The sequence below is a fragment of the Pseudomonas syringae pv. cilantro genome, assembly GCF_001293775.1.
Lineage (GTDB): Bacteria > Pseudomonadota > Gammaproteobacteria > Pseudomonadales > Pseudomonadaceae > Aquipseudomonas > Aquipseudomonas syringae_P.
The window spans coordinates 300,762-327,027 of the sequence record NZ_LGLN01000033.1; the positions used below are offsets into that span (position 1 = coordinate 300,762).

Annotated in this window: 20 protein-coding genes and 2 pseudogenes; 10 read left to right on the forward strand and 12 right to left on the reverse strand. The window is 59.5% G+C overall.

Translation table 11 applies throughout. The annotated features are described in order from the left end of the window. Position 1: 1 nt before the first annotated feature. Positions 2–1,774 carry an N-acetylglutaminylglutamine amidotransferase gene (locus ABJ99_RS08320; RefSeq protein ID WP_054085416.1) on the reverse strand — a complete coding sequence of 591 codons (1,773 nt, stop codon included), beginning with the start codon at positions 1,772–1,774 and terminating at the stop codon, positions 2–4. A gap of 284 nt (positions 1,775–2,058) precedes the next feature. Between ABJ99_RS08320 and ABJ99_RS08325 the strand changes: the two genes are divergently transcribed. Both ABJ99_RS08325 and ABJ99_RS08330 read left to right on the forward strand, forming a co-directional pair. Continuing rightward, the gene (locus ABJ99_RS08325; protein ID WP_054085779.1) at positions 2,059–2,241 is read left to right on the forward strand and encodes a type II toxin-antitoxin system HicA family toxin; all 183 of its coding nucleotides are present in this window, start codon (positions 2,059–2,061) and stop codon (positions 2,239–2,241) included. Positions 2,242–2,276: 35 nt separating this feature from the next. Next, a complete protein-coding gene (locus tag ABJ99_RS08330; RefSeq protein WP_005767619.1) occupies positions 2,277–2,681 on the forward strand; it encodes a type II toxin-antitoxin system HicB family antitoxin in 405 nt (134 codons plus the stop codon). Positions 2,682–2,696: 15 nt separating this feature from the next. On the opposite strand, the gene ABJ99_RS08335 is transcribed toward ABJ99_RS08330, so the two are convergent. The 4 genes from ABJ99_RS08335 to mnmC all read right to left on the reverse strand — a co-directional run bounded on the left by ABJ99_RS08335 (position 2,697) and on the right by mnmC (position 9,377). Continuing rightward, positions 2,697–3,776 carry a lipocalin-like domain-containing protein gene (locus ABJ99_RS08335; protein WP_054085417.1) on the reverse strand — a complete coding sequence of 360 codons (1,080 nt, stop codon included), beginning with the start codon at positions 3,774–3,776 and terminating at the stop codon, positions 2,697–2,699. Beyond that, on the reverse strand, positions 3,766–6,246 hold the full coding sequence (locus ABJ99_RS08340; RefSeq protein ID WP_054085418.1) for an ABC transporter permease: 2,481 nt from the start codon (positions 6,244–6,246) through the stop codon (positions 3,766–3,768). Before ABJ99_RS08340 ends, ABJ99_RS08335 begins: the two co-directional genes overlap by 11 nt. Before the next feature lies 1 nt (position 6,247). Continuing rightward, the gene (locus ABJ99_RS08345; RefSeq protein WP_054085419.1) at positions 6,248–6,916 is read right to left on the reverse strand and encodes an ABC transporter ATP-binding protein; all 669 of its coding nucleotides are present in this window, start codon (positions 6,914–6,916) and stop codon (positions 6,248–6,250) included. A gap of 478 nt (positions 6,917–7,394) precedes the next feature. Beyond that, positions 7,395–9,377 (reverse strand): bifunctional tRNA (5-methylaminomethyl-2-thiouridine)(34)-methyltransferase MnmD/FAD-dependent 5-carboxymethylaminomethyl-2-thiouridine(34) oxidoreductase MnmC, encoded by a 1,983-nt coding sequence (mnmC, locus tag ABJ99_RS08350; RefSeq protein ID WP_054085420.1) that lies wholly within the window; start codon positions 9,375–9,377, stop codon positions 7,395–7,397. Between the two features lie 148 nt (positions 9,378–9,525). Between mnmC and pap the strand changes: the two genes are divergently transcribed. Further along, the gene (pap, locus tag ABJ99_RS08355; RefSeq protein WP_054085421.1) at positions 9,526–11,019 is read left to right on the forward strand and encodes a polyphosphate:AMP phosphotransferase; all 1,494 of its coding nucleotides are present in this window, start codon (positions 9,526–9,528) and stop codon (positions 11,017–11,019) included. Positions 11,020–11,068: 49 nt separating this feature from the next. On the opposite strand, the gene ABJ99_RS08360 is transcribed toward pap, so the two are convergent. The 3 genes from ABJ99_RS08360 to ABJ99_RS08370 all read right to left on the reverse strand — a co-directional run bounded on the left by ABJ99_RS08360 (position 11,069) and on the right by ABJ99_RS08370 (position 12,477). After that, positions 11,069–11,302 carry a hypothetical protein gene (locus ABJ99_RS08360; protein ID WP_054085422.1) on the reverse strand — a complete coding sequence of 78 codons (234 nt, stop codon included), beginning with the start codon at positions 11,300–11,302 and terminating at the stop codon, positions 11,069–11,071. Positions 11,303–11,477: 175 nt separating this feature from the next. Further along, on the reverse strand, positions 11,478–11,879 hold the full coding sequence (locus ABJ99_RS08365; RefSeq protein ID WP_054085423.1) for a YbaN family protein: 402 nt from the start codon (positions 11,877–11,879) through the stop codon (positions 11,478–11,480). 10 nt (positions 11,880–11,889) lie between these two features. Continuing rightward, entirely contained in the window at positions 11,890–12,477 is a 588-nt protein-coding gene (locus ABJ99_RS08370; RefSeq protein ID WP_054085424.1) for a UPF0149 family protein, read from the reverse strand. A gap of 176 nt (positions 12,478–12,653) precedes the next feature. Here ABJ99_RS08370 and recQ point away from each other — a divergent pair, with 176 nt between their 5' ends. From recQ to eprS, 6 genes and pseudogenes are all read left to right on the forward strand, one after another. Continuing rightward, positions 12,654–14,783 (forward strand): DNA helicase RecQ, encoded by a 2,130-nt coding sequence (recQ, locus tag ABJ99_RS08375; RefSeq protein WP_054085425.1) that lies wholly within the window; start codon positions 12,654–12,656, stop codon positions 14,781–14,783. A gap of 93 nt (positions 14,784–14,876) precedes the next feature. After that, positions 14,877–15,314: a MarR family transcriptional regulator gene (locus tag ABJ99_RS08380; RefSeq protein WP_007251539.1), complete on the forward strand. Its 438-nt coding sequence runs from the start codon at positions 14,877–14,879 to the stop codon at positions 15,312–15,314. A gap of 95 nt (positions 15,315–15,409) precedes the next feature. After that, positions 15,410–17,593, forward strand: coding sequence for a FimV/HubP family polar landmark protein (locus tag ABJ99_RS08385; protein ID WP_054085426.1), 2,184 nt, complete (start codon positions 15,410–15,412; stop codon positions 17,591–17,593). A 104-nt stretch (positions 17,594–17,697) separates the two neighbouring features. After that, a pseudogene (locus tag ABJ99_RS29765) lies at positions 17,698–17,967 on the forward strand (PAS domain-containing protein); the annotation flags it as partial. Between the two features lie 249 nt (positions 17,968–18,216). Next, complete coding sequence (locus tag ABJ99_RS08390) at positions 18,217–19,251, forward strand: methyl-accepting chemotaxis protein (protein WP_375232735.1); 1,035 nt, start codon at positions 18,217–18,219, stop codon at positions 19,249–19,251. Between the two features lie 476 nt (positions 19,252–19,727). Further along, on the forward strand, positions 19,728–22,739 hold the full coding sequence (gene eprS, locus ABJ99_RS08395; protein WP_054085428.1) for an autotransporter serine peptidase EprS: 3,012 nt from the start codon (positions 19,728–19,730) through the stop codon (positions 22,737–22,739). Positions 22,740–23,113: 374 nt separating this feature from the next. Here the strand turns inward: eprS and ABJ99_RS28135 are convergent, their stop codons facing one another. The 4 genes and pseudogenes from ABJ99_RS28135 to ABJ99_RS08405 form a co-directional block, all read right to left on the reverse strand. Beyond that, entirely contained in the window at positions 23,114–23,410 is a 297-nt protein-coding gene (locus ABJ99_RS28135) for a hypothetical protein (protein ID WP_147461933.1), read from the reverse strand. A 159-nt stretch (positions 23,411–23,569) separates the two neighbouring features. Beyond that, entirely contained in the window at positions 23,570–23,902 is a 333-nt protein-coding gene (locus ABJ99_RS28140; RefSeq protein WP_147461934.1) for a hypothetical protein, read from the reverse strand. Next, positions 23,895–24,617, reverse strand: coding sequence for a DUF4225 domain-containing protein (locus ABJ99_RS08400; RefSeq protein WP_054085429.1), 723 nt, complete (start codon positions 24,615–24,617; stop codon positions 23,895–23,897). The genes ABJ99_RS28140 and ABJ99_RS08400 overlap by 8 nt, the downstream gene beginning before the upstream one ends. Next, positions 24,614–25,100 (reverse strand): annotated as a pseudogene (locus tag ABJ99_RS08405) (Hcp family type VI secretion system effector). Before ABJ99_RS08405 ends, ABJ99_RS08400 begins: the two are co-directional and overlap by 4 nt. Positions 25,101–25,228: 128 nt before the next feature. Between ABJ99_RS08405 and ABJ99_RS08410 the strand changes: the two are divergent. Continuing rightward, positions 25,229–26,092 carry a hypothetical protein gene (locus ABJ99_RS08410; RefSeq protein ID WP_230080997.1) on the forward strand — a complete coding sequence of 288 codons (864 nt, stop codon included), beginning with the start codon at positions 25,229–25,231 and terminating at the stop codon, positions 26,090–26,092. Positions 26,093–26,266: the final 174 nt, after the last annotated feature.

The following is a 26,266-nucleotide window of genomic DNA, read 5'->3' on the forward strand; positions in this document are numbered from 1 at the left end:
ATCACAGTCCTTGTTCGCTGAGCCACAGGTTCAGCGCTGCCAACTGCCACAACTTGGAGCCACGCAGTGGCGTAAGCTGGCCCTCGGGGTTGGTCAGCAGTTTGTCGACCATGGTCGGGTTGAACAGACCACGGTCCTGGCTCGGATCGGTCAGCAGCTCGCGTACCCAGTTAAGGGTGTCGCCCTGCAAGTGCTTGAGGCCGGGCACCGGGAAGTAGCCTTTTTTGCGGTCGATCACTTCTGACGGGATGACCAGACGCGCCGCTTCTTTCAATACCTGCTTGCCGCCATCGGGCAGTTTGAACTTGCCGGGAATCCGCGCAGACAGCTCGACCAGACGATAGTCGAGAAACGGCGTGCGCGCTTCCAGCCCCCAGGCCATGGTCATGTTGTCGACACGTTTGACCGGGTCATCGACCAGCATCACCGTGCTGTCCAGACGCAAGGCTTTGTCGACCGCTGCGCTGGCACCCGGCTGGGCGAAATGATCGCGAACGAAGTCACCGGCGGCGTCATTGGCAGTGCGCCATTTAGGCTGAACGGTGTCGGCGTATTCGGCGTAGCTGCGGTCCACGAAGGCATCGCGATAAGCGGCAACCGGGTCGCTGGCGCCATCGACTTGCGGGTACCAGTGATAACCGGCAAACAGCTCGTCAGCGCCCTGGCCGCTCTGCACGACCTTGCAGTGCTTGGCCACTTCGCGCGACAACAGATAGAAGGCGATGCAGTCATGGCTGACCATCGGTTCGCTCATGGCGCGGAACGCCGCAGGCAACTGCTCGATGATCTCGTTTTCTTGAATGCGCAACTGATGGTGACGCGTGCCGTAATGCTTGGCGATCAGGTCCGAGTACTGGAATTCGTCGCCACGCTCGCCGCCAGCATCCTGGAAGCCGATGGAGAAGGTTGACAGGTCCTCGACACCCACTTCGCGTAGCAGGCCGACCAGCATGCTCGAATCGACACCGCCGGAAAGCAGCACGCCGACGTCCACGGCGGCACGCTGACGGATCGCCACCGCTTCGCGGGTGCTGTCCAGCACGCGGTCGCGCCAGTCTTCGAGGGTCAGGTTTTTCTCGTCTTCATGCGGGCCATAAGGCAGGGTCCACCAGACTTTCTGCTCGACCTTGCCGCTGCCGTCGATACGCATCCAGCTGGCAGGCGGCAGCTTCTCGACACCGGCCAGCAGTGTGCGCGGTGCTGGCACCACGGCATGGAAGTTGAGGTAATGATTGAGCGCCACCGGATCGAGCATCCCGCTGATATCACCACCCTTGAGCAGGGCAGGCAGCGAAGACGCGAAGCGCAGGCGTTTGTCGGTCTTCGACAGGTACAGCGGCTTGACGCCAAGGCGATCACGGGCAATGAACAGCTGCTTGCTGTCGCGCTCCCAGATGGCAAAAGCGAACATGCCATTGAGCTTGGGCAGCATGTCCGCGCCCCACGCGTGATAGCCCTTGAGCAACACTTCAGTGTCGCCGCCGGAGTGGAACTGATAGCCAAGGCTTTCCAACTCGGCACGCAATTCCGGAAAGTTATAAATAGCACCGTTGAAGGCCAGAGACAGGCCGAGGTTGCTGTCGATCATCGGCTGCGCCGAGCCATCCGACAGGTCCATGATTTTCAGGCGGCGATGCCCAAGGGCAATCGGCCCCTGGCTGTGAAACCCCCACGCATCCGGGCCGCGAGGCGCCAGCTCATGGGTAATACGCTCAACCGCGGCAAGGTCCGCTGGTTGATGGTCGAAACGAAGTTCACCTGCTAATCCGCACATAAGTCCTTACCGGGTTTCCGTTGGGGAGGTGACTGAGAAAGTGCAGTCACCCAGAAACTGACCCAGTGAGGGCGGGGTAGTTTTAGATCAAAAAGTTATAAGCAAGCAAATACAGTTGTCGAGTTTGCATCAGCTGGCCCGACACCTAGCGGGAAGGAACACGCATGGGTTTTCGTGAAGCGTGGTGTAACGGAATAAAAAACATAACCCTGGGAACACTTTTCTGCATTGTTTTAATATGCGCCCAGGGTTATATTTTTGTATCGATTGGCAAGGAGGTGGAGGTGCAAAGCAGGCAATTGATAAAGGAGCTTGAAGCAGATGGTTGGGTTCTTGATCGTGTCACCGGCAGTCACCATATGTTCAAACACCCAGAAAAGTCTCAAACAGTTCCGGTGCCGCACCCCAAGAAAGACTTGCCGCTTGGAACAGTGAAGGCCATCAGAAAGCTTGCCGGAATGGCTTAGTTCAGCCTTTATCTTGCAACCTTTTCGGAGAAAAAATGAAATATCCAATATGCATAGAGTGGGGCGATGAGACCACAGCGTTCGGAATTCAGATACCGGACATACCTGGTGCTATCACCGCAGGCGATACCTTTGAGGAGGCTCATGCGGCAGCCGTTGAGATCGCTCATATCATGCTGCAGGAGATTGCAGCCAGTGGCGGGTCTATTCCGAAAGTCGGGACCGTTGCCGAGCATGCCAAAAACCCTGATTTTTCTGGAATGGGCTGGGGCATGCTGGAAATCGATGTAACGCCTTATCTAGGTAAGACGGAAAAGGTCAACGTCACCTTGCCTGGCTTTGTGATCAGACAGATCGACCGCTACGTAAGGGATCACAGCATCAAAAGTCGCTCGACCTTCCTGGCTGATGCTGCGCTGGAAAAGCTCGGTCGAGCGTGACGGCAGTTGAGGTAATCAATACCCCGTCATCTCCAGATACCCGACCCCCTCCTGGCTCCCGCTGAACCTCACCGGGCCTTCCCAGTAGGGAATACTCATGCTCATCCAGGCTTTCGGGTTCAGCGCTTCAGTTGTAATGTCGAGTTTCCTGCCGGGAACTCTGATCGCCCAGCGGGTGGGGAGCTTATGGTCGCCGATCGAGGTTTCGTTCAACGGTTCCAGGCTGATCTCGCTGGCGTGCAGCAATGTGGTCTTACCATCGGCGCTGATCCAGTTGCCGGTCAGGTAGGGCGCGCCGTTCTTGTAGCGGATGCGGTAGAGCATCAGGCGCTCGCCGTTTGCCAGTTGCAGGGAGAACCAGTCCCAGCCGCTCTGGTTGGCGGTCAGTGGCTGACTGCTCCACTCCCGGTCCAGCCACGCTTTGCCGGTGACCTGATGGGTTTTGCCCTCGATGACGACACTGCCTTTGGCGTCGAAGAACGGCTGGCTGTAGTAATAGGAGGCCTGGCCCGCCTCGGATTTCTGGCTGTAGCCCTGTTCGCCTTGCAGCACCAGCGGTTTAGTGGAGGTGAGGTGCAGGTCGTAACGGAAATCCTTGCCGCTGGCTTGCAACTGCATGCTGGCAAGCGGGTCACTGTTTTGCGCGTCACTGGTGAATGCCCAATCGTCGATCCAGGCCGAGAAGGGGGCCAGTGTGACGTTCGCCTGGCCGATTCCCCCCCGAGCATAACGCTCGGCCACGTAGTGCCCGCTGCTGGACGTGGCTGCCGCATGGCCCAGCCAGATCGTGCCTTCGTTCCAGCCGCTGCCTGGCTGTGGGCCAGGTCGCAGGGCGCTGCGGAACAGGGTCCATTGCACACCGAAGGGCTGGCCGGTGTCATCTTTCAAGGTGGCGGTGATGTACCACCATTCGATGCGAAAGCCGGGGTGCTGGCCGTGATCCTCGGGAAATGAAAAGACCTTGCCTGGCGTGACCTGCGTGTAGGCGTCGGCGGCATTGCCCAGCCCGGCGAAACCGCTTTCGGGCTGCGGTTTGTCATCGCAGGCCGCGAGCAGCAATGCGATAGCCAACGGCATCAGCCACTTAATGTTCACTGGCGAAGGTCCTCAGTAAATCCGCTGGGCGGCTGCGGTAAAGCTTCAGCAGCGGCCAGGCCGAGGCCAGCAGGGTCGCCAGTATTGCCAGCGACATGAGTTGCAGCAATTGCAACGGAAACACCTGTAACGGCAGCCGCCAGCCGAAGGCCCGAACGTTGATCACCGCATTGAGACACCACGCCAGTATCACGCCCAGCGGCAGCGCGAGGACCAGCGTCAGCACCGCCAGCAGCCAGGTCTGTCCCAGATTCAACAGCATCAGTTGCCGTCGCGTCACACCGAGCGCCCACAACGGGGCCAGTTGTCCGAGCCGGCTCTGGCTTTGGGTCAGCAGGCTGATGAACAGTGCCACACCGGCCACGCCCAGGGTCAGGCTGTTGAGTGCCGCGGTGGCGGCAAACGTGCGCTCGAAGACCTGGCTTGACCAGCGCTTGAGTTGGCTCTGATCGATGATGTGATTGTCGTCCAGCTTGAAGCGGTCTTGCAGTCCGGCTGCCAAGGGTGTGGTTGCCGCCTGATCCATTCTCAGGTTGAAACGGACCGGCGTCAGATGCGGCCAGTGGGCCAGCAGGTGATTCGAGTTGACCAACAGATGGCCTTTGGGATTGCCATAATCAGCATAGATCCCGACGATACGCACCACCCACGTGCCGTTGGGCACCGGAATGTTCAGCATATCGTCCAGCCCCAGAACAAGGCGGCGCGCCAGTTGTTCGCTAAGCATCACGGTGTCTTCATCGCGCAACAGATTCCACGGATCGCCGGCGACCGATTCAAGTAGTTCCCAGTGCTGGCGATAGGTGCTGTGATCTATCACGCCATACAGATCGGCAGGCCAGCCCTGAATTTGCACCGGCACCTGCCAGTTGGGCAGCACTGCGCTGACCTCCGGTTGCTGGTTCAGCCAGGTTTGCAATGGCTCGGCCTGCGCCGGGTCTTGCGGGCTGACATACAGTTCGGCGGTCAGGCGTTGCTCCAGCCAACTGTTGAAGGTTTCACGAAATCCCGAGGTCATACTGCCTGCGCCAATATTGGCAGTCATCGCCAGTAGCAATGCCATAAGCGCCAGGCTCAAGGCTGGCAACTGTTGACGGCAATCGGCGAAAAACCACTGGCCCAGCACCGAACGACTGCGCTTGAGCAGGCCGCCGAGCATGGCATCCAGCAATACCGGAAGGCCCAGCGCTGCACTGAGCAACAGAGCAGACATCATCACAAAACCCAGCATCAGCGTGTTGCCGAACAGCAAGGCCGCCGCGGCAACCAGCGCACCGGTCGCGGCCACCCAGGCCTGCCGTCGCAGCCAGCGCGCATGGGCCTGTTGCCACGCTTGCGCATCGGCCAACGCCAGCAAGGGCAAGCGTGCCGCACGCAACAGGCTGTTCGCACCCGCCAGTAGTGCGCCAAACAGACTCAGGCCAATCCCGCTCAACCACCACCACAGACTCAGATTCAGCTGGCCGGCGACCTCGGCGCCATACAGTCCTCGCAGACTGGCCGCGATGTCTGGCAGCAGCAGGCTGGCCAGAAAGTAGCCGCTGACCACGCCGAAAACACCGCCCAACAGTGCGAGTGCGCCCAGCTCTACGCTCAGCGCTGTTATCAGCAAACGGGCGCTGACCCCGCAGGCGCGAAGATTGCGCAGCAAGCCGCGGCGCTGCTCCAGTGCCAGACCAATGGCCGCGTGGACGATGAACAGCCCGACGATAAATGACAGCACCCCGAGCGCATTCAGATTCAGGTGAAAGCTTTCGGTCAGGCGTTCCAGGTTGTTCTCTTCGCCACTTTTCTTGATGACCAGCAGGTTATTCAGCGCTGGTGGCAATGCCGGGCTCTGCTGCGCGAAATCCTTGGGCACCAGCATTCGGGACAACTGACCCGGCTGGTCGAGCAGCGCTTGCGCGAAGCCAATGTCGGTCAGTAGTACGCCGGGCGCCATGTCGGGTTTGGCGTACAAGGGGGGCAGCGGGGCACCGGTTTCGGTCAGCGGTTGCTGGCCTTCCTCGAGCCCCAGCGCTTGCAGGGTCTGCGGCGCGATCCAGGTCATGCCCGGCGGTGTGAGGAAGTCAACAACCTGATCGGAGTCCAGGGTTTGTCCGGCCAGTGCCGAGCCTGTCGGCAACGTTACCGGCTCGATGCCCATCAGTTGCAGGCGACGATCTTCCAGCCCTTTGAGCACGATGCGCCCTTGCAACATGGGCGACACAGGCCAGCCGTTGCGGCGCAGTTCGATGAACAGGTCCTGAGAAAACAGCCCGCCGCTGTTGGCCGAAATGCTGGTCTGCGGCTCGCCGCCAATCAACTGGCTGGCACGCTGGTAGCTTTCTCGCGCCTGACTGTTGAGCGCCTGCACGCCGGTCAGCAGCGCAGTGGCCAGCCACAGACCGGTCAGCACGCTGAAAAACTGCACGGGATGACGTCGCCAGTGGCTCAGCAATGCGCGCAAGGTCCAGTAAAAGACGCGCATATCAGCGCTCGCCTTCGCTGGCCAGTCGCCCATGTTGCAGTATCACCTGGCGCGACAAGCGTTCGGCAACCCTCGGGCTGTGGGTGACCATCAGCAGGCTCGTGGTGCTGTCGCCAAGCAGGTCCAGCAACAGCTGCAACACTTCGCCACTAGTGGCTTCGTCAAGATTGCCGGTAGGCTCGTCGGTCAGCAACAGACCGGGACGTGAGGCCAGGGCGCGACCTATCGCAACGCGCTGCTGCTGACCGCCGGACAGTTGCTCGGGGTAGCGATCCAGCAAAGCCCCCAGGCCCAGCCGCTCGATCAAGTGTGCCTGCCAGGCGGCGTCGAATCGCCCGGCCAGTCGTGCCTGGAACGCCAGATTGTCAGCTATTTTCAGACTGCCGATCAGGTTGAACTGCTGAAACACCAGACCGATTTCGGTGCGCCGCCAGTTAGCCAGCTGGCTTTCATTCATAAGGTCCAGACGCTGGCCCGCGACCTCGATACTGCCTTCATCAACCTGATCAAGGCCCGCGATCAGGTGCAACAACGTACTCTTGCCGCTGCCTGATTCCCCCATCAGCGCCAGGCTCTCACCCTGCGCCAATTGCAGATCGACACCGCTCAGAACAGTCAGCGGACCCTGGACCGTGGTGTAGCGCTTGAATACGTTTCGCACTTGCAGCATGAGCGGCTCTACATTCCTGACTGAGTTCAAAGAGTAGCGCCTGAGCGCGTGCGCGTCGCGGGTAGATGCCCGCTATCGTACGACGCTCCCCGTCGTCATGCCATCTCGTGACGCCCTGCGTCACATCTGTGCCGCAAACACAACGTCAAGCCTTGCCCGTAGTCACTGCACATAGGCGAAAGCGCTTTTTTGTCGCGATGGCACTGACAACGCCGATTGCGACGTAAGTGACGGCTGAGTCCTGGCGCTGATCCGGGGCGAGGCAGGACGCCGAGCNAAAGTCACTCGCCGAGGGGCGAAAAGGTGCCTTGAGCCATAAACAAACATCACTGACATCGCAGAGCCGCTGTGTGACACGGAGCGTCACGAAATGCATGTCACGCGGAGCGTGGGGACGATAACTATCATGGTTTGAGCCCCGTTTTTGGGCTCTTCAGAGCTTGTCTGTAAAGATTCGCATTGGCACGAGACCCAGACGCTACTTCCCGCCACCCCGAATCAGCCCGCGCAGGGCAAAGCGATTGGGATGACACGCCTCGGCGACGCTGCGTGGCAAGGGCAGCGGTTCGTTGTCGAGCCAGGCGGCGATCAGCTCTGCGGACAGCGGGGCGGTGATCAGACCGCGTGAGCCATGACCGCTGTTGACGTACAGGCCATCCAGCCACGGGCAGGCAATGTCCGGCACCTGACGCGCATCCTTGCCCAGCGCGGCATAGGCCTGAACGAACGCCTCGCGGTCTGCCAACGGGCCAACGATAGGCAAATAATCCGGGCTGGTGCAGCGAAACGCCGCACGCCCTTTTAACTGCTCGGGCGGCAGGACGGCGGCCTCCAGGCGTGCGGTGAGGTCTTGCGAAATCTCTCGCAACAATCCCAGGTTGTCCAGGTGATCGGCCAGGTTCGGGGTCAGATCAGTGCTGTTGAAATCAAAGCTGGCGCCCAGCGTATGCTCGCCCAGACGCGCCGGTGCGACATAGCCTTCAGCGCACACCACGGTGCGCAACGCGGTACTGGCCTGAGTCTGCGCCAAGCGCGTGATCTGTCCGCGAATGCGCTTGAGCGGCAAGTCTGCGCTCTGCGAAAACTGCTTGATATCCGCCGCCCCGGCCAGCACCACAACAGGCGCGCTGTCGATCAGTTGCGCGTCACCCCAAACCTGCCACTGATCATCGATACGCCGCAGCTCAAGCGCCTGGTGACGGGTGATCAGGCGGATATTCGGATGCTCGATCTGCGCGTGACACAAGGCGGGCGGATGCACCCAGCCGCCTTCGGGGTAAAACAGCCCGCCGCTGCTCAGCGCGATGCCGCTCTGCAACTCGGCTGCAGGTTGGTCCAACAGGTGCAGCAGCGATTCAGGGAAAGCCTCGGCCAGTTGCTGCTGACGCAGCGCTTCCTTGTCGTCGAAGGTCAGTTGCAGCACGCCGCAAGCGTCCCAGTCGACGCCACGCTGCAAGCGTTCAAGCAGCCTGCGTGTGTGACCAAACCCACTGAGGATCAACTGCGACAACGCGGTGCCATGCGCCGACAGCTTCAGGTACAGCACGCCCTGCGGATTGCCCGACGCCTCCTGCGCCGGTGCCGCATGACGCTCCAGCAGGCTGACGTGCCAGCCCCGCTGCGCGAGACTCTGCGCCGTCGCGCATCCTGCCAGCCCGGCGCCAATCACCAGCGCTTTGCGCTCGCCTGCACGCGGGGTCGGGCGGGCGAACCAGGGTTTGGCCGCAGGTGCCGATGCGACGCCCTCTGGCCACCCGATAAAAGCACCGCGCAGCACCTCCCATTTATGGCCGATGCCCGGCACCCGCTTCATCTTGAAACCTGCTGCATTCAGCGAACGCCTTACCCAGCCGGTGCTGGTGAAGGTGCCAATCGTGGTGCTCGGTGTGGACAGCCGCGCCAGTTCGGCAAACAGTTCCGGGGTCCACATTTCCGGGTTTTTCGCCGGAGCGAAGCCGTCGAGAAACCATGCATCAATCGGTCCGTCGAGCTGCGGCAGCAGCTGCAAGGCATCGCCGACCAACAGCGTCAGGCTGACCCGGCCGTCATCGAACAGCAGACGCTGAAAGCCTTCATGTATCGCCACGTACTGATCGAGCAGTTGTCGGGCGAACGTCGACAGCTCCGGCCACAGGCCAAGGGCTCGTTGCAGATCGGCGCGGCTCAACGGGTATTTTTCGACGCTGACGAAATGCAGGCGCGCACCTGCCGGGGCGCACTCATCGAACAACTGCCAGGCACACAGAAAATTCAGCCCGGTGCCAAACCCCGTCTCGCCAATGATCAGTCGCCCGCCGACCGGCAGTTCGGTGAAGCGCCGACGCAAGTCGTTCTGCACCAGAAACACATGGCGCGTCTCATCCAGACCGGACTCGGTGGAAAAGTACACGTCGGAAAAGTCGCGGGAACGCGGATTGCCTTGTTCGTCCCAGTCGATCCGGGCGTGGCGGGTCATAGTCATGTCAGGCTCAGCAAAGGCAGTGGGCGCATTTTAGCCGTCTGCGCAGATAAAAGTGCTATCAAGGATGTGCGGATTGACCGATGCCCGTCATCAATGGTCACACTCTGCATCAGGCGTTCTCCGAGCCCACATCAATCAGGAGCTGTGCATGTTTGAATCTGCTGAAATCGGTCATGCCATTGACGATGACACTTACGAGGCAGCCTTGCCCGACCTGCGTGAAGCGCTGCTGGAGGCACAGATCGACCTGCACGAGCAGGCGGGGCGACAGATCATCGTGCTGATCAACGGCATCGAAGGTGCGGGCAAGGGCGAGACGGTCAAACTGCTCAGCGAATGGATGGACCCGCGCCTGATAGAAGTGCGCACCTTCGACCAGCAAACCGACGAAGAGCTGGCGCACCCGCCGGCCTGGCGTTACTGGCGACAACTGCCTGCCAAGGGGCGCATGGGGATTTTCTTCGGTAACTGGTATAGCCAGATGCTTCAGGATCGCGTGCACGGTCGTTACAAGGATGCGGTGCTCGATCAGGCCATCAGCGGCGCGGAGCGTCTGGAAAAAATGCTTTGTGACGAAGGCGCGCTGATCTTCAAATTCTGGTTCCACCTGTCCAAAAAACAGATGAAGCTGCGCCTCAAGACCCTCAAGGATGACCCGCTGCACAGCTGGCGGATCAGCCCGCTGGACTGGCAGCAATCCAAGACCTACGACAAGTTCGTGCGCTTCGGCGAGCGGGTGCTGCGTCGCACCAGCCGCGAGTACGCGCCTTGGCATGTGATCGAAGGCGTGGACGCCAACTATCGCAGCCTGACAGTCGGTCGCCTGTTGCTGGAGGGCATGCAGGCCGCGCTTGACAAGGCTGAACCCGAGCCCAGCGCGCTGACCGTCGGGCCGCTGGCAATCCACAGCGATGAACGCACGTTGCTGGACAGTCTCGACCTGAGCCTGCAATTGAGCAAGGATGACTACCAGCAGCAACTGATTACCGAGCAGGCGCGGCTGGCGGGCAACATGCGTGACAAGCGCATGAAGCATCATGCGCTGCTGGCGGTGTTCGAAGGCAATGACGCGGCCGGCAAAGGCGGGGCGATCCGTCGGGTTGCAGCGGCGCTGGACCCGCGACAATACGCCATCGTGCCGATTGCTGCGCCAACCCAGGACGAGCGCGCGCAGCCTTATCTGTGGCGCTTCTGGCGACAGATACCGGCACGCGGCAAATTCACCATCTTCGACCGCTCGTGGTACGGCCGGGTGCTGGTCGAGCGGGTCGAGGGCTTTTGTTGCGAGTCCGACTGGAAGCGCGCCTACGCTGAAATCAACGATTTCGAAGAGCAGCTCACGGAGGCGGGCGTGGTGGTCGTCAAGTTCTGGCTGGCGATTGATCAGCAGACCCAACTGGAGCGTTTTCAAGAGCGCGAGAAGATCCCGTTCAAACGCTACAAGATCACCGAGGATGACTGGCGCAACCGCAAGAAATGGCCCGACTATCGTCAGGCCGTCGGCGACATGGTGGATCGCACCAGCACCGAGATTGCGCCGTGGACCCTGATCGAAGCCAATGACAAGCGCTGGGCGAGGGTCAAGGTGTTGCGCACGATCAATGAAGCACTGGAAAAGGCTTTTTACAGGGACAAGAAGTGATCGCCTTCAAAGCCCCTCGCCATGCTTTGAGTGCGCGCAGAGTGAACGGTCATTGCCGTTCACTTGCAGGCTGCGCAATCGGGTCGGTGTCTGCCCGTTCAGCTGTTGGCTGAAAGTCGCCGTTCAGCAATCGATGCAGGCGCAATTGGGACTCAGTGTAGTGCTGCGTTTGGGGTGCGTGCTCGTCCGGCGTCATGTCTTCGGGCATTGGCGGTTGTTCGGAAGGAGCCATCGCCTCCACCGCTTGCAGGACGGCGCTGTAAAGAGGGTTCAGATCTCGCATGTTTTTTCTCCCTGAGAACAGGTCAGACGGCCTGTCGCTGGCGAATCACCCGCCTCAATCCATTCGAGGCGTGTCACTGAAGCCTAAGCGAGTTTCAGCGCGACCTCAGACGGGTTTCGCATAGGCGCTATGCCGGAAAACATGCTGTTTCATGGGAGATACACGGCAGTCGTGCTCAACGCTTTTGCAGCGTCTTCTGCCTGAGAATATAGAGCGTCACCAGCACAGCACTGGTCAGCATGAACCCGCGAGCCCAGTTCGAGGGCACCAGGTAACACGACAGGCTGATGCTCGCCCACATCATGCCGATCGCGTAGACCTTGCCCTTGAGCGGAATGCCGTTGCCTTCGAGATAATCCCGAATCCACGGACCGAGCTGCGGATGGTTGATCAGCCAGTGATAGAAGCGTGGAGAACTGCGCGCGAAACAGGCAGCGGCCAGCAGCAGAAAGGGCGTGGTGGGCAGCACCGGCAGGAAGATACCGATGACGCCCAGCGCAACGCTCAGCCAGCCGACCGCTGCAAGCAGATAGCGCACCCACCAATAGCGGCTGGTGCGCGGTGCATCTTGCGCCATAGGCGCCGACTCAGTGGTGACGGGGTTTGAGAATCGCCGGCTTTTCGTCCGGCGCCTGGCACAGCAGGTACAGCGCGGTCAGCGCTTCAGGGATCTGCACGATCATGTCGTCCATCAGGTTGGCGTCCTGAGCGATGTCAGCAAATTCCGGCTGCTCGTCGAACAGGCCCGAACCGACCATGATCGGCAGCAGCATTTCGCTGACTTCTTCCTCGGCACTTTCGAACCAGGCGTTTTCACGCAGGAACACGCCTTCCATGAAACCGATACACCAGCCACGCAGGTCCGAGTCATCCGGGTCGTCGCCCAGGTCAAGGTCGCAAGGCAGGTCGAACTCCTCGTCCGACGCCAGTTGGCGGGCAATGTGCGCTTTCAGTGCAACCAGTGTCGCTTCGACCTCTATCTGCTGCTCTTCGCTGGCGTAATGCGGCGGCTCGGAGAACAGAGCGTCGATCCATTCACGCTCCGGTACTTCTTCGGAGCAGATGGACAGGGCGGTCAGGTAGCCATGCGCGGCCACGTAGTCCAGTGCTTCATCGTGCAGTTCATCTGCATCGAGGAAGACTTGCAGGCGGGTCAATTGCTCAGCGAAGGACATGGAGGCACTACCTTGGAAATAAACGATGCTGAATTCTAGGCCCTGCGCGTCCGAGGCGCCAGCGCGCAGGTCAATTGCAGTTAATTTCGACCACTCATGTCTCCTTCATCCATTGCCCCCGAGCGCTCGGGTATACTCCTGCGTTTTGCAGTGCAGCAGGATATTCCGGGGTTTTTATGCTTGAGCAGGCACAACGCGTACTTAAAGACATCTTCGGCTACGACAGCTTTCGTGGTCGCCAGGGTGCCATTATTGAGCGTGTAGCCAACGGCGGCGATGCACTGGTGCTGATGCCCACCGGCGGTGGCAAATCGTTGTGTTTCCAGGTGCCGGGTCTGTTGCGTGACGGCCTGTGCGTGGTCGTGTCGCCGCTCATCGCGCTGATGGACGATCAGGTCGCTACGCTGGACGAGCTGGGCGTCTCTGCGGCGGCCCTCAACTCGACCCTCAACGCCGAACAGCAGCGCGAGCTGGCTAACCGGATTCGTCTGGGCGAAGTGAAAATGCTTTACCTTGCCCCCGAGCGGCTGGTCCAGCCGCGCATGTTGTCATTTCTGCAGAACCTGAAAATAGCCCTGTTCGCCATCGACGAAGCGCACTGCGTGTCGCAATGGGGGCATGACTTCCGCCCGGAATACCTGCAACTGGGGCAACTGGCTGAACTGTTTCCGGATGTGCCGCGCATCGCGCTGACCGCCACCGCCGACAAGCGCACCCGGGAAGAAATCGTCACCCGCCTGCATCTGCAAAACGCCGAGCGCTTTCTGTCCAGCTTCGACCGGCCGAACATCTTCTACCGCATCGTGCCCAAGGAGCAGCCGCGCAAACAGTTGCTGGCGTTCCTCTCCGAGCGGCGCAGCGACGCCGGTATCGTCTACTGCCTGTCACGCAAGAAAGTCGACGAAGTGGCGGTGTTTCTCAGCGACAACGGTTACCCGGCGTTGCCGTACCATGCTGGCTTGCCATCGGAAACCCGCGCCGCCAACCAGAAGCGCTTCCTTAATGAGGAAGGCCTGATCATGGTGGCGACCATTGCGTTCGGCATGGGCATCGACAAACCCAACGTGCGCTTCGTTGCGCACATGGACCTGCCCAAATCCCTGGAAGCCTACTATCAGGAAACCGGGCGGGCAGGGCGCGACGGTCTGCCGGCCGATGCGTGGATGGCCTACGGCCTGCAAGATGTGCTGATGCTCAAACAGATGTTGCAGAACTCCGAAGGCGACGAGCGCCACAAGCGGCTGGAGCAGCACAAGCTCGATGCCATGCTGGCACTGTGTGAAGAAACCCGCTGTCGGCGTCAGACCTTACTGGCCTATTTCGACGAAGACATGCCCAACCCGTGCGGCCATTGTGACAACTGCGTCGATGGCGTGCAGACCTGGGACGCCACCGAACCTGCGCGTCAGGCGCTCTCGGCCATCTACCGTACCGGCCAGCGCTACGGCGTCGGGCATCTGGTGGATGTGCTGCTCGGCAAGTCCAACGATAAAGTAGAAAGCTTCGGTCATCAGCACTTGTCCGTGTTCGGCGTCGGCAAGGCGCGCAGCGAAGCCGAATGGCGCTCGCTGTTCCGCCAGCTGGTGGCGCGCGGCCTGGCAGACATCGATCTTGAAGGCTACGGCGGCCTGCGTCTGAGCGACACCTGTCGGCCGTTGCTGCGCGGTGAGGTTTCTCTGGAACTGCGCCGTGATCTCAAGCCACAAACCACCTCGCGAAGCAGCTCCGGCAGCCCGGCCAGTCAACTGGTGCGTGGCGAAGAGCGCGAGCAATGGGAAGCGCTGCGCACCCTGCGGCGTAAACTGGCCGAAGAACATGGCGTTCCGCCGTATGTCATTTTCCCGGACTCGACCTTGCTGGAAATGCTGCGCAGCAAACCCGGTTCGATGGCCGAGATGGCCAAAGTCAGTGGTGTCGGCGCACGTAAGCTGGAGCGTTACGGCGAGGCTTTCCTCGAAGTGCTCAGCGGCAAGGCCGAGGCGCCGCGAGTGGTTGCCGACATTCGCCACGAACTGATCAGCCTGGCGCGTGCGGGCATGACCCCGACGCAGATCGCCGGGCAATTGCAGTGCTCGGAGAAAAATGTCTACACCCTGCTGGCCGAGGCCATCGGCAAGCAGCAATTGTCCATCGAGCAGGCGCTCGATCTGCCGGAAGACCTGCTGGGCGAGGTGCAGGATGCCTTTCTCGACGGCGAAGGCGAGTTGCCGCCGGTCTCGGCGATTGCCGAGCAGTTCGCCGGACGGGTCCCGGAAGGCGTGCTGTATTGCGTGCGTGCGGCGCTGCAATCGGAATTTGAGGTATAACGGCGTGCGACGAATCGTCACCGCCTCCTGCTTGCCTGATCATAAGGACCATGCTTAGCTCGCTAATAATTAGTTTTTATCATGAGTTTCCTTATGCCATTGACTGAAGACCATCGTTTCGGGATGCAACTCGGACACCTGACCCGCGGCTGGCGCGCCGAGCTGGACCGTCGACTGGCCGGCCTGGGTCTATCGCAGGCTCGCTGGCTGGTTCTTTTGCACCTTGCACGCTTCTTCAGCGAACCGCCTACACAGCGCGAACTGGCGCAAAGCGTCGGCGTTGAAGGGCCGACCCTGGCCCGGCTGCTCGACAGCCTCGAAGCTCAAGGGCTGGTGCAGCGGGTGGCGGTGGCCGAAGATCGGCGCGCCAAGAAAATTCTGTTGTGCGACACGGCGCTGCCCCTGATCGAAAAGATCGAAACCATCGCCAATGTGTTGCGCAAAGAGTTGTTCGAGGGGGTGAGCGAGGAAGACCTGCTTGTCAGCATGCGTGTGCATTCACAGATTCTGGCCAATCTGGAAAGATCCTGAGACGAAGCAGCGAGTTCTCAACCATACTCTGGCGACGGATACTGAAGTCCATCTGATTACGTGAGAAGCCTGCAGTGGTTTCCATAAGGGTTCGCATGCTCAAGAATTCCCTGGCTGCTGTCGAAGGTGCAGGCCGCACGGCGCGCAACGTAGTGCGCAAAAGCGTGCTGGCGATCTCGCTGCTGAGCTGTTCCACCTTGGCGTCTGCGTTGGGGCTGGGTGAAATCAGCCTGCATTCGGCACTCAACCAGCCGCTCAACGCCGAGATCGAGCTGCTGGAGACCGGTGGCCTGAGCAGCGAAGACATCGTCGCCAGGCTCGCTTCGCCCGAGGCCTTCGCCAAAGCCGGCATCGAGCGGGTGTTCTTCCTCAACGATCTGCGCTTCACGCCAGTGCTGCGTGGTGACCGCGGTGTCATACGGGTGGTTTCCAGCAAGCCGGTCACCGAACCCTATCTGAGCTTCCTCGTGCAACTGGCGCGTCCAAATGGCGACTTGCTGCACGAATACACTTTGCTGCTCGATCCTGCCACTTCGCCCCAAGGCCTGGCCGCCACGCGCAGCCGCAATCAGCTGCGTTCGGCCAGCTCGGCACCGGAAAGCCGCATGCCGGTGGCGCCGCCCGCAGCGGTGCAAGGCAAGCATTACACAGTGGTCAGCGGCGACACGCTGAATGGTATCGCCAGCCGGCTGCAAGGCCCGGGCAACAAGGTCTCGGCGAGTCAGTTGGCCGAGGGTATCCGCTTGCTCAACCCGCAGGTGTTCGCCAGTGGTGCGAGCAGCGGGCTTAAAGTGGGCCAAGACCTGCTGCTGCCCGACTCGGCGGTCATGCCCACGGCCAGCAATGCCGTTGCGCCTGCTGCCGCGCCAACGCCGCCTGCGGAATTGCAACGCACGGCCGACCAGCTATCGACCGCTGCGATTGAACACCAGCAGTTGACCCAGTCGCTGGAAGCCCTCAAAGCCCAGACTCAGGACCTGCAAGAGCAGATGAGCGGCAAGGACAAGCAGATCATCGCTCTGCGCAGCGACCTGGCGCTGGCGCAGTCCGCCGCGCGACCTGCTGCCACCCCGGTCAATCCGCCCGCCGTGCCTGTTGCACCCGTGCAGACGCCGGTCGCTACGGCACCGAGCGAACCGTTTATCAGCGTGCCGATCCTGCTCGCGGCTTTATTGATTGTGGGGCTGCTGCTGGCGCTGGTCTATTCGAAGCGTCGTCAACGCAAACTGACTGCGACCCCGGCGACGACGCCGGACGAGCCGTTGATCAAACCTGCGCAGGCCGCCATGCTCCCGGTTTTCGAAGTGCCTGCCGTCGCGCCGCCGCAACCGTCATCTCCGCCCGCAGCGGCAAGAACCGCAACGCCGCAACGTGCGGCCAGTGCGGTTCCGGATGCGCTGGACGGCGTCAGCATCTACATCGCCTACGGGCGTTTCAGCGAGGCGATGGGCATTTTGCGCAGCGCGCTCGAGAAGCAGCCGGAGCGGGACGATATTCGTGTCAGGCTGCTGGAATTGCTGGCAGAGCAGGGTGATGGCGTCGGGTTTGTCCGTGAGGAGCGTTCGGCGTTGGAACACGGTGTCGATCCGCAGACTATTCAGGACATCCGCGATCGCTTCCCGCAACTCAAGGCTGCCGACGTCGTGCCTTCACCCGTGCCTGCTGCGAGCATTCCGCTAGCGGCGGCCGCTGCTGCCAGCGCGCTGTCTATCGATAAAGCCGACGATGTCTTGCAGGCCGACCTTCAGCCCGAGCCGGTCGCGCAGCTCGACGAGACCACCGCCGCCGCCCTGAACCCGCAGCACGCCGATGAGTTCCAGTTGAACCTCGATGACCTGTCGATGGATGCTGACTGGGACCTGGTCGATCCGTTCGACAGCCCGCCGCCGCGCAGCAAACCTGTAGTCGAGACCCCGCCCGCTGAAGTGGACCCCGGTTTCTCTTCGGACCTGACCCGGCTACCGGAGGTTTTTGAGCTGTCTGACGAGCAGTTCCTCAGCGATTTCGCCGAGCCCGATGCCGTTGAGCCCATTGAAGTCGTCGCCCCTTCGGCGGTCGACGACCTGAGCGACGAGTTCCTCGACAGCTTCATGAACGATGATTCGGATTTCGACCTGCTCGATCTCGAAGAGCCGCCCTTGAGTCAGATCAATCAGGCTCAGGTACTGATTGAAGACGGGCAGGTCGAGTCGGCCCGAGAACTTCTGCAACAGGTCATTGACGAGTCCGACGAAGAACATCGGCGCATGGCCCGGGAATTGTTGGCGCGCATCAGTTGAACGCAAAAGTTCTGCTAAGAATGTGTTGAAACCGGTCCTGCATTTCGCGCAAGACCGGCACGGAATATCGAGTATTTCAAGGAGTGGATTTAATGCGCGTCAATATGCCCATCACCCAGACTGAACGAACGTTTCCGGCATCTGAACGCCTGATTTCCACCACCGACCTCAACAGTCACATTACCTATTGCAACGACGCCTTCGTCACCCTGAGCGGCTTTACCCGTGAAGAACTGGTCGGGCAGCCGCATAACCTGGTGCGCCACCCGGACATGCCCGTTTCGGTGTTTGCGCACATGTGGGAAACCATCAAACAGGGCAAACCCTGGATGGGCGTGGTCAAGAACCGCTCCAAACAGGGCGATTATTACTGGGTCAGCGCTTACGTTACGGCCGTGTACGAAAATGGCCGCATCGTCGGTTACGAGTCCGTGCGTTCGCTGCCGACCCGCGATCAGGTACGTCGCGCCGAAGCCTTGTATGCGCGACTGCGTGCGGGCAAACCGGCCGTGTCCGCGACCAGCACGGCGGCTTACTACCTGGTTCGCCAGCTGCCGATGATCCTCTGCGCCCTGGCGCTCGCTGCCGGCGTCTACCTGCTGGACGATCTGCCTTCGATCATCATGATTCCGATCGTGATGGTTGCCTTGGGCAGTTATCTGGAAATGCGTCAACGCAGCAGTATCAGCAAGACGCTTGCAGAACATCCCAAAGCATTCACCAGTGCGCTGGTCGCGCTGACTTACAGCGACAACCGTGGCCCGCAGGCGCAACTCGATCTGGCCATGCTCAGTGAAGAAGCGCGCTTGCAGACCGCATTGACGCGACTGGCCGATACCGGTGAAAGCGTTCGTCAGCATGCCGGGCGATCGGCGCAACTGTCGCTGCGTCAGGCAGAGTCGCTGGATCAGCAGCGCAGCGAAGCCGATCAATCGGCGACGGCGATCAACCAGATGGCCGCGACCATTCAGGAAGTCACCCACAACGTACAGAACACCGCCCATGCTGCCGAGGAAGCCGACAAGCTGGCGCAACAGGGGCGCGGCCTGGCCGATGAGAGCCTGCTGGCGATTCGTCACATGGCCAACTCGGTCACCGACATCGGCAGCGCCGTGGGCGAGCTGGCTGATGCGACACAGTCGATTGTCAGCGTGGTGGACGTGATCAACGCCATCGCTCAGCAAACCAACCTGCTGGCGCTCAATGCGGCCATTGAAGCGGCGCGCGCGGGTGAGCAGGGACGTGGTTTCGCGGTGGTGGCCGATGAGGTGCGCTCGCTGGCGTCACGCACGCAGTCCTCGACCGAGCAGATTCAGCAGATCATCACCTCACTGCGCGACAACGCCAACCGGGCAGTGCTGACGGCCAACAAAGGCGAGCAGATTTCGCTGGAAAGCGTCGCCAGCGTCGAGGCAGTGCAGAAGGCGCTGGACGGGATCAGCCAGGCCGTGAGCCGCATCACCGGCATGAGTCAGCAAATGGCTTCAGCGTCCGAAGAACAAAGCCACGTCGCGGAAAACATCAGCCAGCAAATCACCCGCATTGCCCAACTCTGCGACCAAAGCGCCGCCCAGGCGCAACAAGGCTCACAGATCAGCACCGAACTGGAAGAAATGGCGCAGTACCTGCACAGCCTGGCGGAGCGATTCAGCCGATAGACTCGGGGGAGAGGCTTTTGCCCGCAGAGCGCGACAGAGAGCGGACCGGACCGGGTGTGGGAGCGGACTTGTCCGCGAACTGCCGGGAACCGGCAGCAAAACCGGTACACACGGTATATCAGAGGTAATTAATTTCAGGGCCGCTTCGCAACCCATCGCAGTCGGACAACTTTCTCTTCTCTGAATAATTAACAAACTTAACGAGCTGTTACTGGAAATACGCCGTGCGAAACTGCAAAAGTACAAGTGCGTGCAATTAGATAGCCACTACTAAAGCCGAGTAAACCATCCGTCAGTCACTCAAATAAACCCAATAAATTCAAATGGATATCACTGATAAATATAACCAGTAATGCGTTATCCATATAATTGAAAGTCTGTATCAAAATTGAAATAAATCTGTTGCCAAGTGTTTAACTGCGGATTATGTTCGGGTCCTGCTCAATGAAGAGCCGACCATTAACAGGTGTGCAAGGATGCAAAAGTTCAAGTGCGTTAGTGCTGTGCGTTATTCGTTCAAGCCTGTAGCAACGGGCGCACTTTTCGCCCTGTCTTTCTCGTTTGTCGGCTCGGCCCAAGCAGATTACATCGAGCAGGGTAAGCCGGGTGATGCCGCCAGTTGGCGCTCGGCAGAATTTCAGAGTGACTGGGGCCTGGGCCGCATTCAGGCGGATCAAGCCTACGCTGCGGGCATCACCGGAGCAGGCATCAAAATCGGTGCGCTGGACTCGGGTTTCGATCCGTCCCACCCGGAAGCCACACCGTCGCGCTATCACGCAGTCACCGCCAGCGGCACCTACGTCGATGGTTCGCCATTCAGCGTCACCGGCGCGATCAACCCGAACAACGACACCCACGGCACACACGTCACCGGCACCATGGGCGCCGCGCGTGATGGCGAGGGTATGCACGGCGTGGCGTACAACGCGCAAATCTACGTCGGCAACACCAATCAGAACGACAGTTTCCTGTTCGGCCCCAACCCCGATCCGCAGTATTTCAAAGCGGTGTACGGCGCACTGGCGGATGCCGGCGTGCGCGCGATCAACAACAGTTGGGGCAGCCAGCCGTCCGACGTGACCTACGCCACCGAAGCCGGCATGCGCGCGGCCTACGCTCAGCATTACAACAGGGGCACCTGGCTGGACGAAGCGGCCGATGTGTCGCGCAAGGGCGTGATCAACGTGTTCAGCGCCGGCAACTCCGGTTACGCCAACGCCAGCGTGCGCGCTTCACTGCCCTATTTCGAGCCTGACCTCGAAGGCCACTGGCTGGCCGTGTCAGGCCTCGATGGCAGCAACGGTCAGCGCTACAACCAGTGCGGCCTGGCCAAATACTGGTGCATCACCACGCCCGGTCGGCTGATCAACGGCACCGTGCCGGGTGGCGGTTACGGCATCAAGTCCGGCACCTCGATGTCGGCACCGCATGCCACCGGCGCGCTGGCGCTGGTGATGGAACGCTTCCCCTACCTGAACAACGAGCAGGCGCTGCAAGTACTGCTGACCACCGCCACCCAGCTCGACGGCTCAGTCACTCAGGCACCGACCAGCAGCGTCGGCTGGGGCGTGGCCGATCTGCAGCGGGCGATGCGTGGTCCCGGTCAATTGCTCGGTACTTTCGACACCAATCTGGGCGCAGGCCTGACCGACATCTGGAGCAATGACATCTCCGATCAGGCGCTGCTTCAGCGTCAGGCCGAAGACGCCGCCGAACAAGCTGCATGGCAGCAAACCTTGATCAACAAAGGCTGGCAAAACGGCGTCGCCAGTACCGCCAGCCAGCAGGATCAAGCCGATTACGCAACAGGCACCGCCCGCGCGGCCGCCGCTGCACAGCGCAATTACCAAGGCAGCCTGATCAAATCCGGCGCGGGCCGACTGATTCTGGAGGGTGCCAACACCTATCGCGGTGACACACTGGTCAACGGCGGTGTGCTGTCGGTCAACGGTTCGCTGGTCTCGGCTGTGCAAGTCAACGCGGGCGGCACGCTGGGCGGTAACGGCCAGATCGGCGGGCTGACGGCGCGCAACGGTGGCGTGGTTGCACCGGGCAATTCCATCGGCACTTTGCAGGTCAACGGCGATGTCACGCTTGAACCAGGTTCGACCTACGCCGTCGAGCTGTCGCCCACCGCCAGCGACCGCATCGTCGCCACCGGCAGCGCCACCGTGAGCGGCGCCAACATGGCCCTGACGCTGGAAAACGACACCACCTCATTGCTCAGCAGCAACCAGACCAGCAGCGTCATCGGCCGCCAATACAACGTGCTGCAAGCGGCGGGCGGCATTCAGGGCCAGTTCGGTTCGGTCACCGACGACTATGCGTTCCTGGCTGGCAACCTGGCCTACACCGGCACCGGCGTAACCCTCGCGCTGGCGCGTAACGGCGACAGCTTCGCCAGCGCCGCGCAAACCGACAACCAGCGCAGCGTGGCCCAGGCCATCGAGCAACTGAGTGCAGGCAACTCGGTGTACGAAAGCGTCATCCTCAGCCCGGACACCGCCACCGCACGTCGCGCATTCACTCAACTGTCCGGCGAAGTGCATCCGGCTATCGCCACACAACTGATCAACGACAGCCGCCAATTGCGCGACGCCGTAGGTGACCGCCTGCGCGTCGAAGGCCTGTACGACCAGCCGGCAGCGGGTCGCGAAGACAACTCGGTATGGGTCAAGGCACTCGGCGCGTGGGGCAAAAACGCCGACAGCAGCGACAGCGCCAGCTCGACCTCATCGCTGGGCGGCCTGCTCGCCGGTGTCGACGGCCTGATCAGCGACCACACCCGTCTGGGCGCAATGGCAGGCTACAGCGACACCTCGCTCAGCCTGGGCGACGACACCCATTCGCGCGCATCGGCAGACAGCTACCACCTGGGCGCGTACATCGGCCACGAACAGGGCGCCTTACGCCTGACCGCAGGCGCGTCGCACAGCTGGCACCGCATCGACGTGAAACGCGACCTGCAATTCGGGCAGTTCTCCGACCGCCAGAAGGTCAAGCGTGATGCCCGGTCGAGCCAGGTCTTCACAGAAGCCGCCTACCGCCTGAACCTGCAACCGCTGGCACTGGAACCGTTCGCCAACCTCGCTTACGTGCACTTCGACAGCGACAGCTTCACCGAAAAAGGCGGCGCCACGGCTCTTAAAGGCAGCGACGACACCCGCGACACCGTGCTCTCAACCTTGGGCATGCGCGCCGGCAACCGCTTCAACCTCAACGACACCCAAAAACTCGACGTCTCCGCCACCCTCGGCTGGCAACACAACCTGAGCGACACCTCGGCCGAGCAACACCTGGCCTTCGCCAGCGCAGGCAACAGCTTCAACACCCAAAGTGTCTCAATGGACCGCGACGCCGCCGCAGTCGGCACCCGCGCCAGCCTCACGCTGGGCAAGGACGCACGCATCAACCTGGACTACAACGGCTTGCTGGGTGCACGGGATAAAACCCATGGCGTAGGTCTTTCGTTGGATTGGCAGTTCTGATGGAGGATGCCTGCGGGGTCTAGTAGCCCCGCAGGCTCCTGTGGTGCCCATCGCCCTCACGACGCTCAACGTCAAATCTTGGTCATCACGTAAATGCTGGATCACTCACAGCCCCTGGCTTCTGGCCAAAGGCCGTGGGAGCGGACTCGTCCGCGAACTGCCGGGAACCGGCAGCAAAATCAGTGCATGCGGTACATCAGGTATAACCGAGGTGACCTGTTCCAGGGCTGCTTCGCCGCAGTAATAACCTCCTGAAACGGCCACTGCCTCAAAGTACAAGCACGCCCTCCAGACTCGTCAGGAAGACCATATTGTCTGTCAGTAAATCGTTGGCCCTTTTCAGATTACTGTCTGATTGACTCGCTACTCATAACTCATGGAGTTTCTTTTTGTTTTATATTTTGTGATGGCAGTGACAGTGCGTAGATAACGGGCATGCATAAAGATATCCAGCCAAGCGTAGGGTTTTCAGCTTCTCCTATGATAGGCAGGGTTCCATAGGCGACAAATTTTAAATGAAAATACCCGCAGCCTATGTTGTAGCTCATGACACTCCATGATTTTAGTGAGGTGAAGGCAGCTCCTGAAAATCTGTACCTGGCCCACAACGTCGGGAAATAAAAAACGGCAGTAAAAAATATATAAAACACATAAAAACTGATATCACTCATATAGGCACGCCCATTGGTTTTTTACAGAGTGCGTAGTGAAGACGTCCGATGTGCGATCAACTCCAAAAACTACGATTGGAGTGGTCTTGTACGCGTTGAAATCGCCTTCACGGACGCGGTGCGCAAACCAGCTTCCAAGCTGATATTTCATTCTGATCTCTACTTCTTGATATCAAATTTCATCCGGTCTTTTTTTCTTGGGTACCCATTTTTTTGGTTAGGGGGAGATGGAAAAGAAAATGCATGGGCGAAAATGAAAAAATACGACACCCAGCCCATAATTGAGTTATCCATATGCCCCAAGAATGGCAGTTTTCCATTTCTTGCAAAATCCAAATGAATATAAGTAAATGAGAAATTGTAGGCCAGTAGTGACCAAAAAACAGTGGAGGACAGTTTTTTACCTGAAAGCAAATATCTTGCATACAGCGATGGTGAATAAAAAATAACGCTTGCTACTAATAGTGCGAGTAAACACAGCGCTTCATTCATTGTTCAACTTCCATTCGCTGTGCATTCCTTTTAAGGTCATTGAATTGGATGTGCCTTCGAGTGTCAGGATTCCGATAGGTGCTATCTTGTAGGCTCTTATATAATCAGTATTTGTATAGCGAAAAAGTCTCCATGCGTCGGGCCTTAGAATCATTCTGCCCATGCCATATCCAGACAGAAGCAAGTCCATAGCACCATAAGTCATATTGCCTTCAAACTTACTTCCACCAGCAAATTTAGAAACGGCTTGGTAAGCTTTTCTTGTTGGACCTTCTGTATCAGATCTGCCTTCAATAATATTTCGCCCATTCTCATAAACGTTATTTGCACCGTGCGCGATCAATGGCATTCCAAATAAGACGCATAGCGTACCGGCGGATGCATAGCATATGCCTAAGCCGCTCGTGATCTGAAGTGCACCAGCGGCAGCGCCTATGCCTTTTTGAGTCATCTCTGTTGACTGGCTAATCAGGCTATTCTGCTCACGCTTGATTGCCCTCAGCCCCTCATCAACACTCTTCGCACCACTCTCAACATCCCTGACAATTCCCCGAGCGTAATAAGCCACTTCCCGATTGAATTGCAGCCTGAGCGCGCCGTCGTGTATATGCCTTGCTGATAGCGTGCAGGCTTGTCCTGACAGAAACGTTGCTGCCTGTCTGACTTGCCACAAGTCATGAGTGCCAGCCGCATCCCGTCTAGCCGTGGTGCTCACTGTTCATTGCCCCACGAAGCTCCTCCGGTGGTGTCTCCAAGATGGTGGATCCAGTCTATGTCGCGGTAGAGAATCGCCATGTGCTCTTGCGGCTCTGCATCATTTTGAAAAATGGCGTGAGGCACATCGAGGGTCAGGTCGACAATAAGGCCTCCGCTTATCTTGATCGTGTAGAACTTCTCTTGGGCACCGGCAGGCGAAGTACGGTAGAAGTCAATCTTGCAATTTATGGGTTCTCGGTTGGCCAGCGCTTTATTTAGCAGAGGAGAGGCCTTGTCGACGTTCTTGGTGATCACTATTGGTCGATGAGTAGTCTGGTTAAGATTGCCAATGTTGGCCATATTGTGCGTCAACGATAGCACCATGATTTTCATCCAGATGCTCAGTCTGGCACTTGCTGCCCAGTGAACCCTTGCTGGAACAGCCTTTCGAAATCAAGCCTTGAGTTTGGCCCTTAATAGTCATGTAGCTGTAATTAGCCATAGATGATCGTCCTGCTGAGTAAGCGATCAGTCTAAGGACGTTTTTCCGCCTCGGATGTAGGAAACTTCTGAAGTTAAGAGTGGTTATGGCGTCTGTTTGAGCCGCTCGAAGACAGCTGCACGTAGTTGTTGATCAGTTCCGTAAGATTACCCCTGCATCAAGATCGGACGGCCCTGACCACCCAAAGGGTCAATACACTGCTTGCGGCAGCCCACAGTGCCTTCCAATGCCCAACCCATTGCTGTTCCGCTCAACCAAGGATTCTCATGACCCAAGAGATCGATCAATACCTGCAAATCGTCGCCGACATCGAGCAGGCATACAAAACCGCCGTCAAAGAAAATCGTGAGCAGCACCAATCAAGCAAAGCGTACAAAATCGACACCAGAGTGTTCTGGTTTGGCATGATCGCGCCTTCGATAGTGGCGGTCCTGATCGCCCCGTTCAGCCTGATCGCGTCTCTGAGCTGGACCGCTTACGTCAGTTGGGGACTCATCGGCGTGTCCTACCTGGTATTGCTCATTTATCCATTGCTTGGCATGTGGCTTTATCGCGACTCGATAAGAAAAGTGTTGACCGCACCCTTTGCCAGCCTCATGCAAGCCAACGTCAAGACCATCATGCAGATCGACGCGCAGTACCTGCCGAAACTGGTCAGCTTGCCCTGCGACACGCTGAAGCTCGGCATAGTGGAATTGAAAAACGAGCGAAGTGCCCTCGAAAAGCGCACGCACCTCGTGACCGGCGCCATAGAAAAGATCGGCATATTCCCCGGATTACTGGCCTTGGCCGTCGGACTGACGGCCCTCAGCAAAACATTGTCCAGCGCCGGGATAATGACCGCACGCCTGGACTGGGTTTTTGCACTGGCGGGCGCAAACATCATTTTCTACTTCATGTGCGCCTACTCGCAGATCATGATGTCGCGATACGAGCGCATGGTCGCCCTGACAGAACTGGCGATAGAACGCAAAAACAGCCAGAGCTCATAGCGCCAATCGTGGTCCCGCAGGCCTTGATAACCTGGCTTCTGCTCGAAAGAGTAGAAGCCTCAAGGCGTTACGGCTGCGGCTATAGCCACTAGACGATCCGTGCTCGCAATGGGAGATTGATGGCTTATTGATGTCATGGTAAAACCTTGCAACAGACGTCCGTCTGCACTCGCT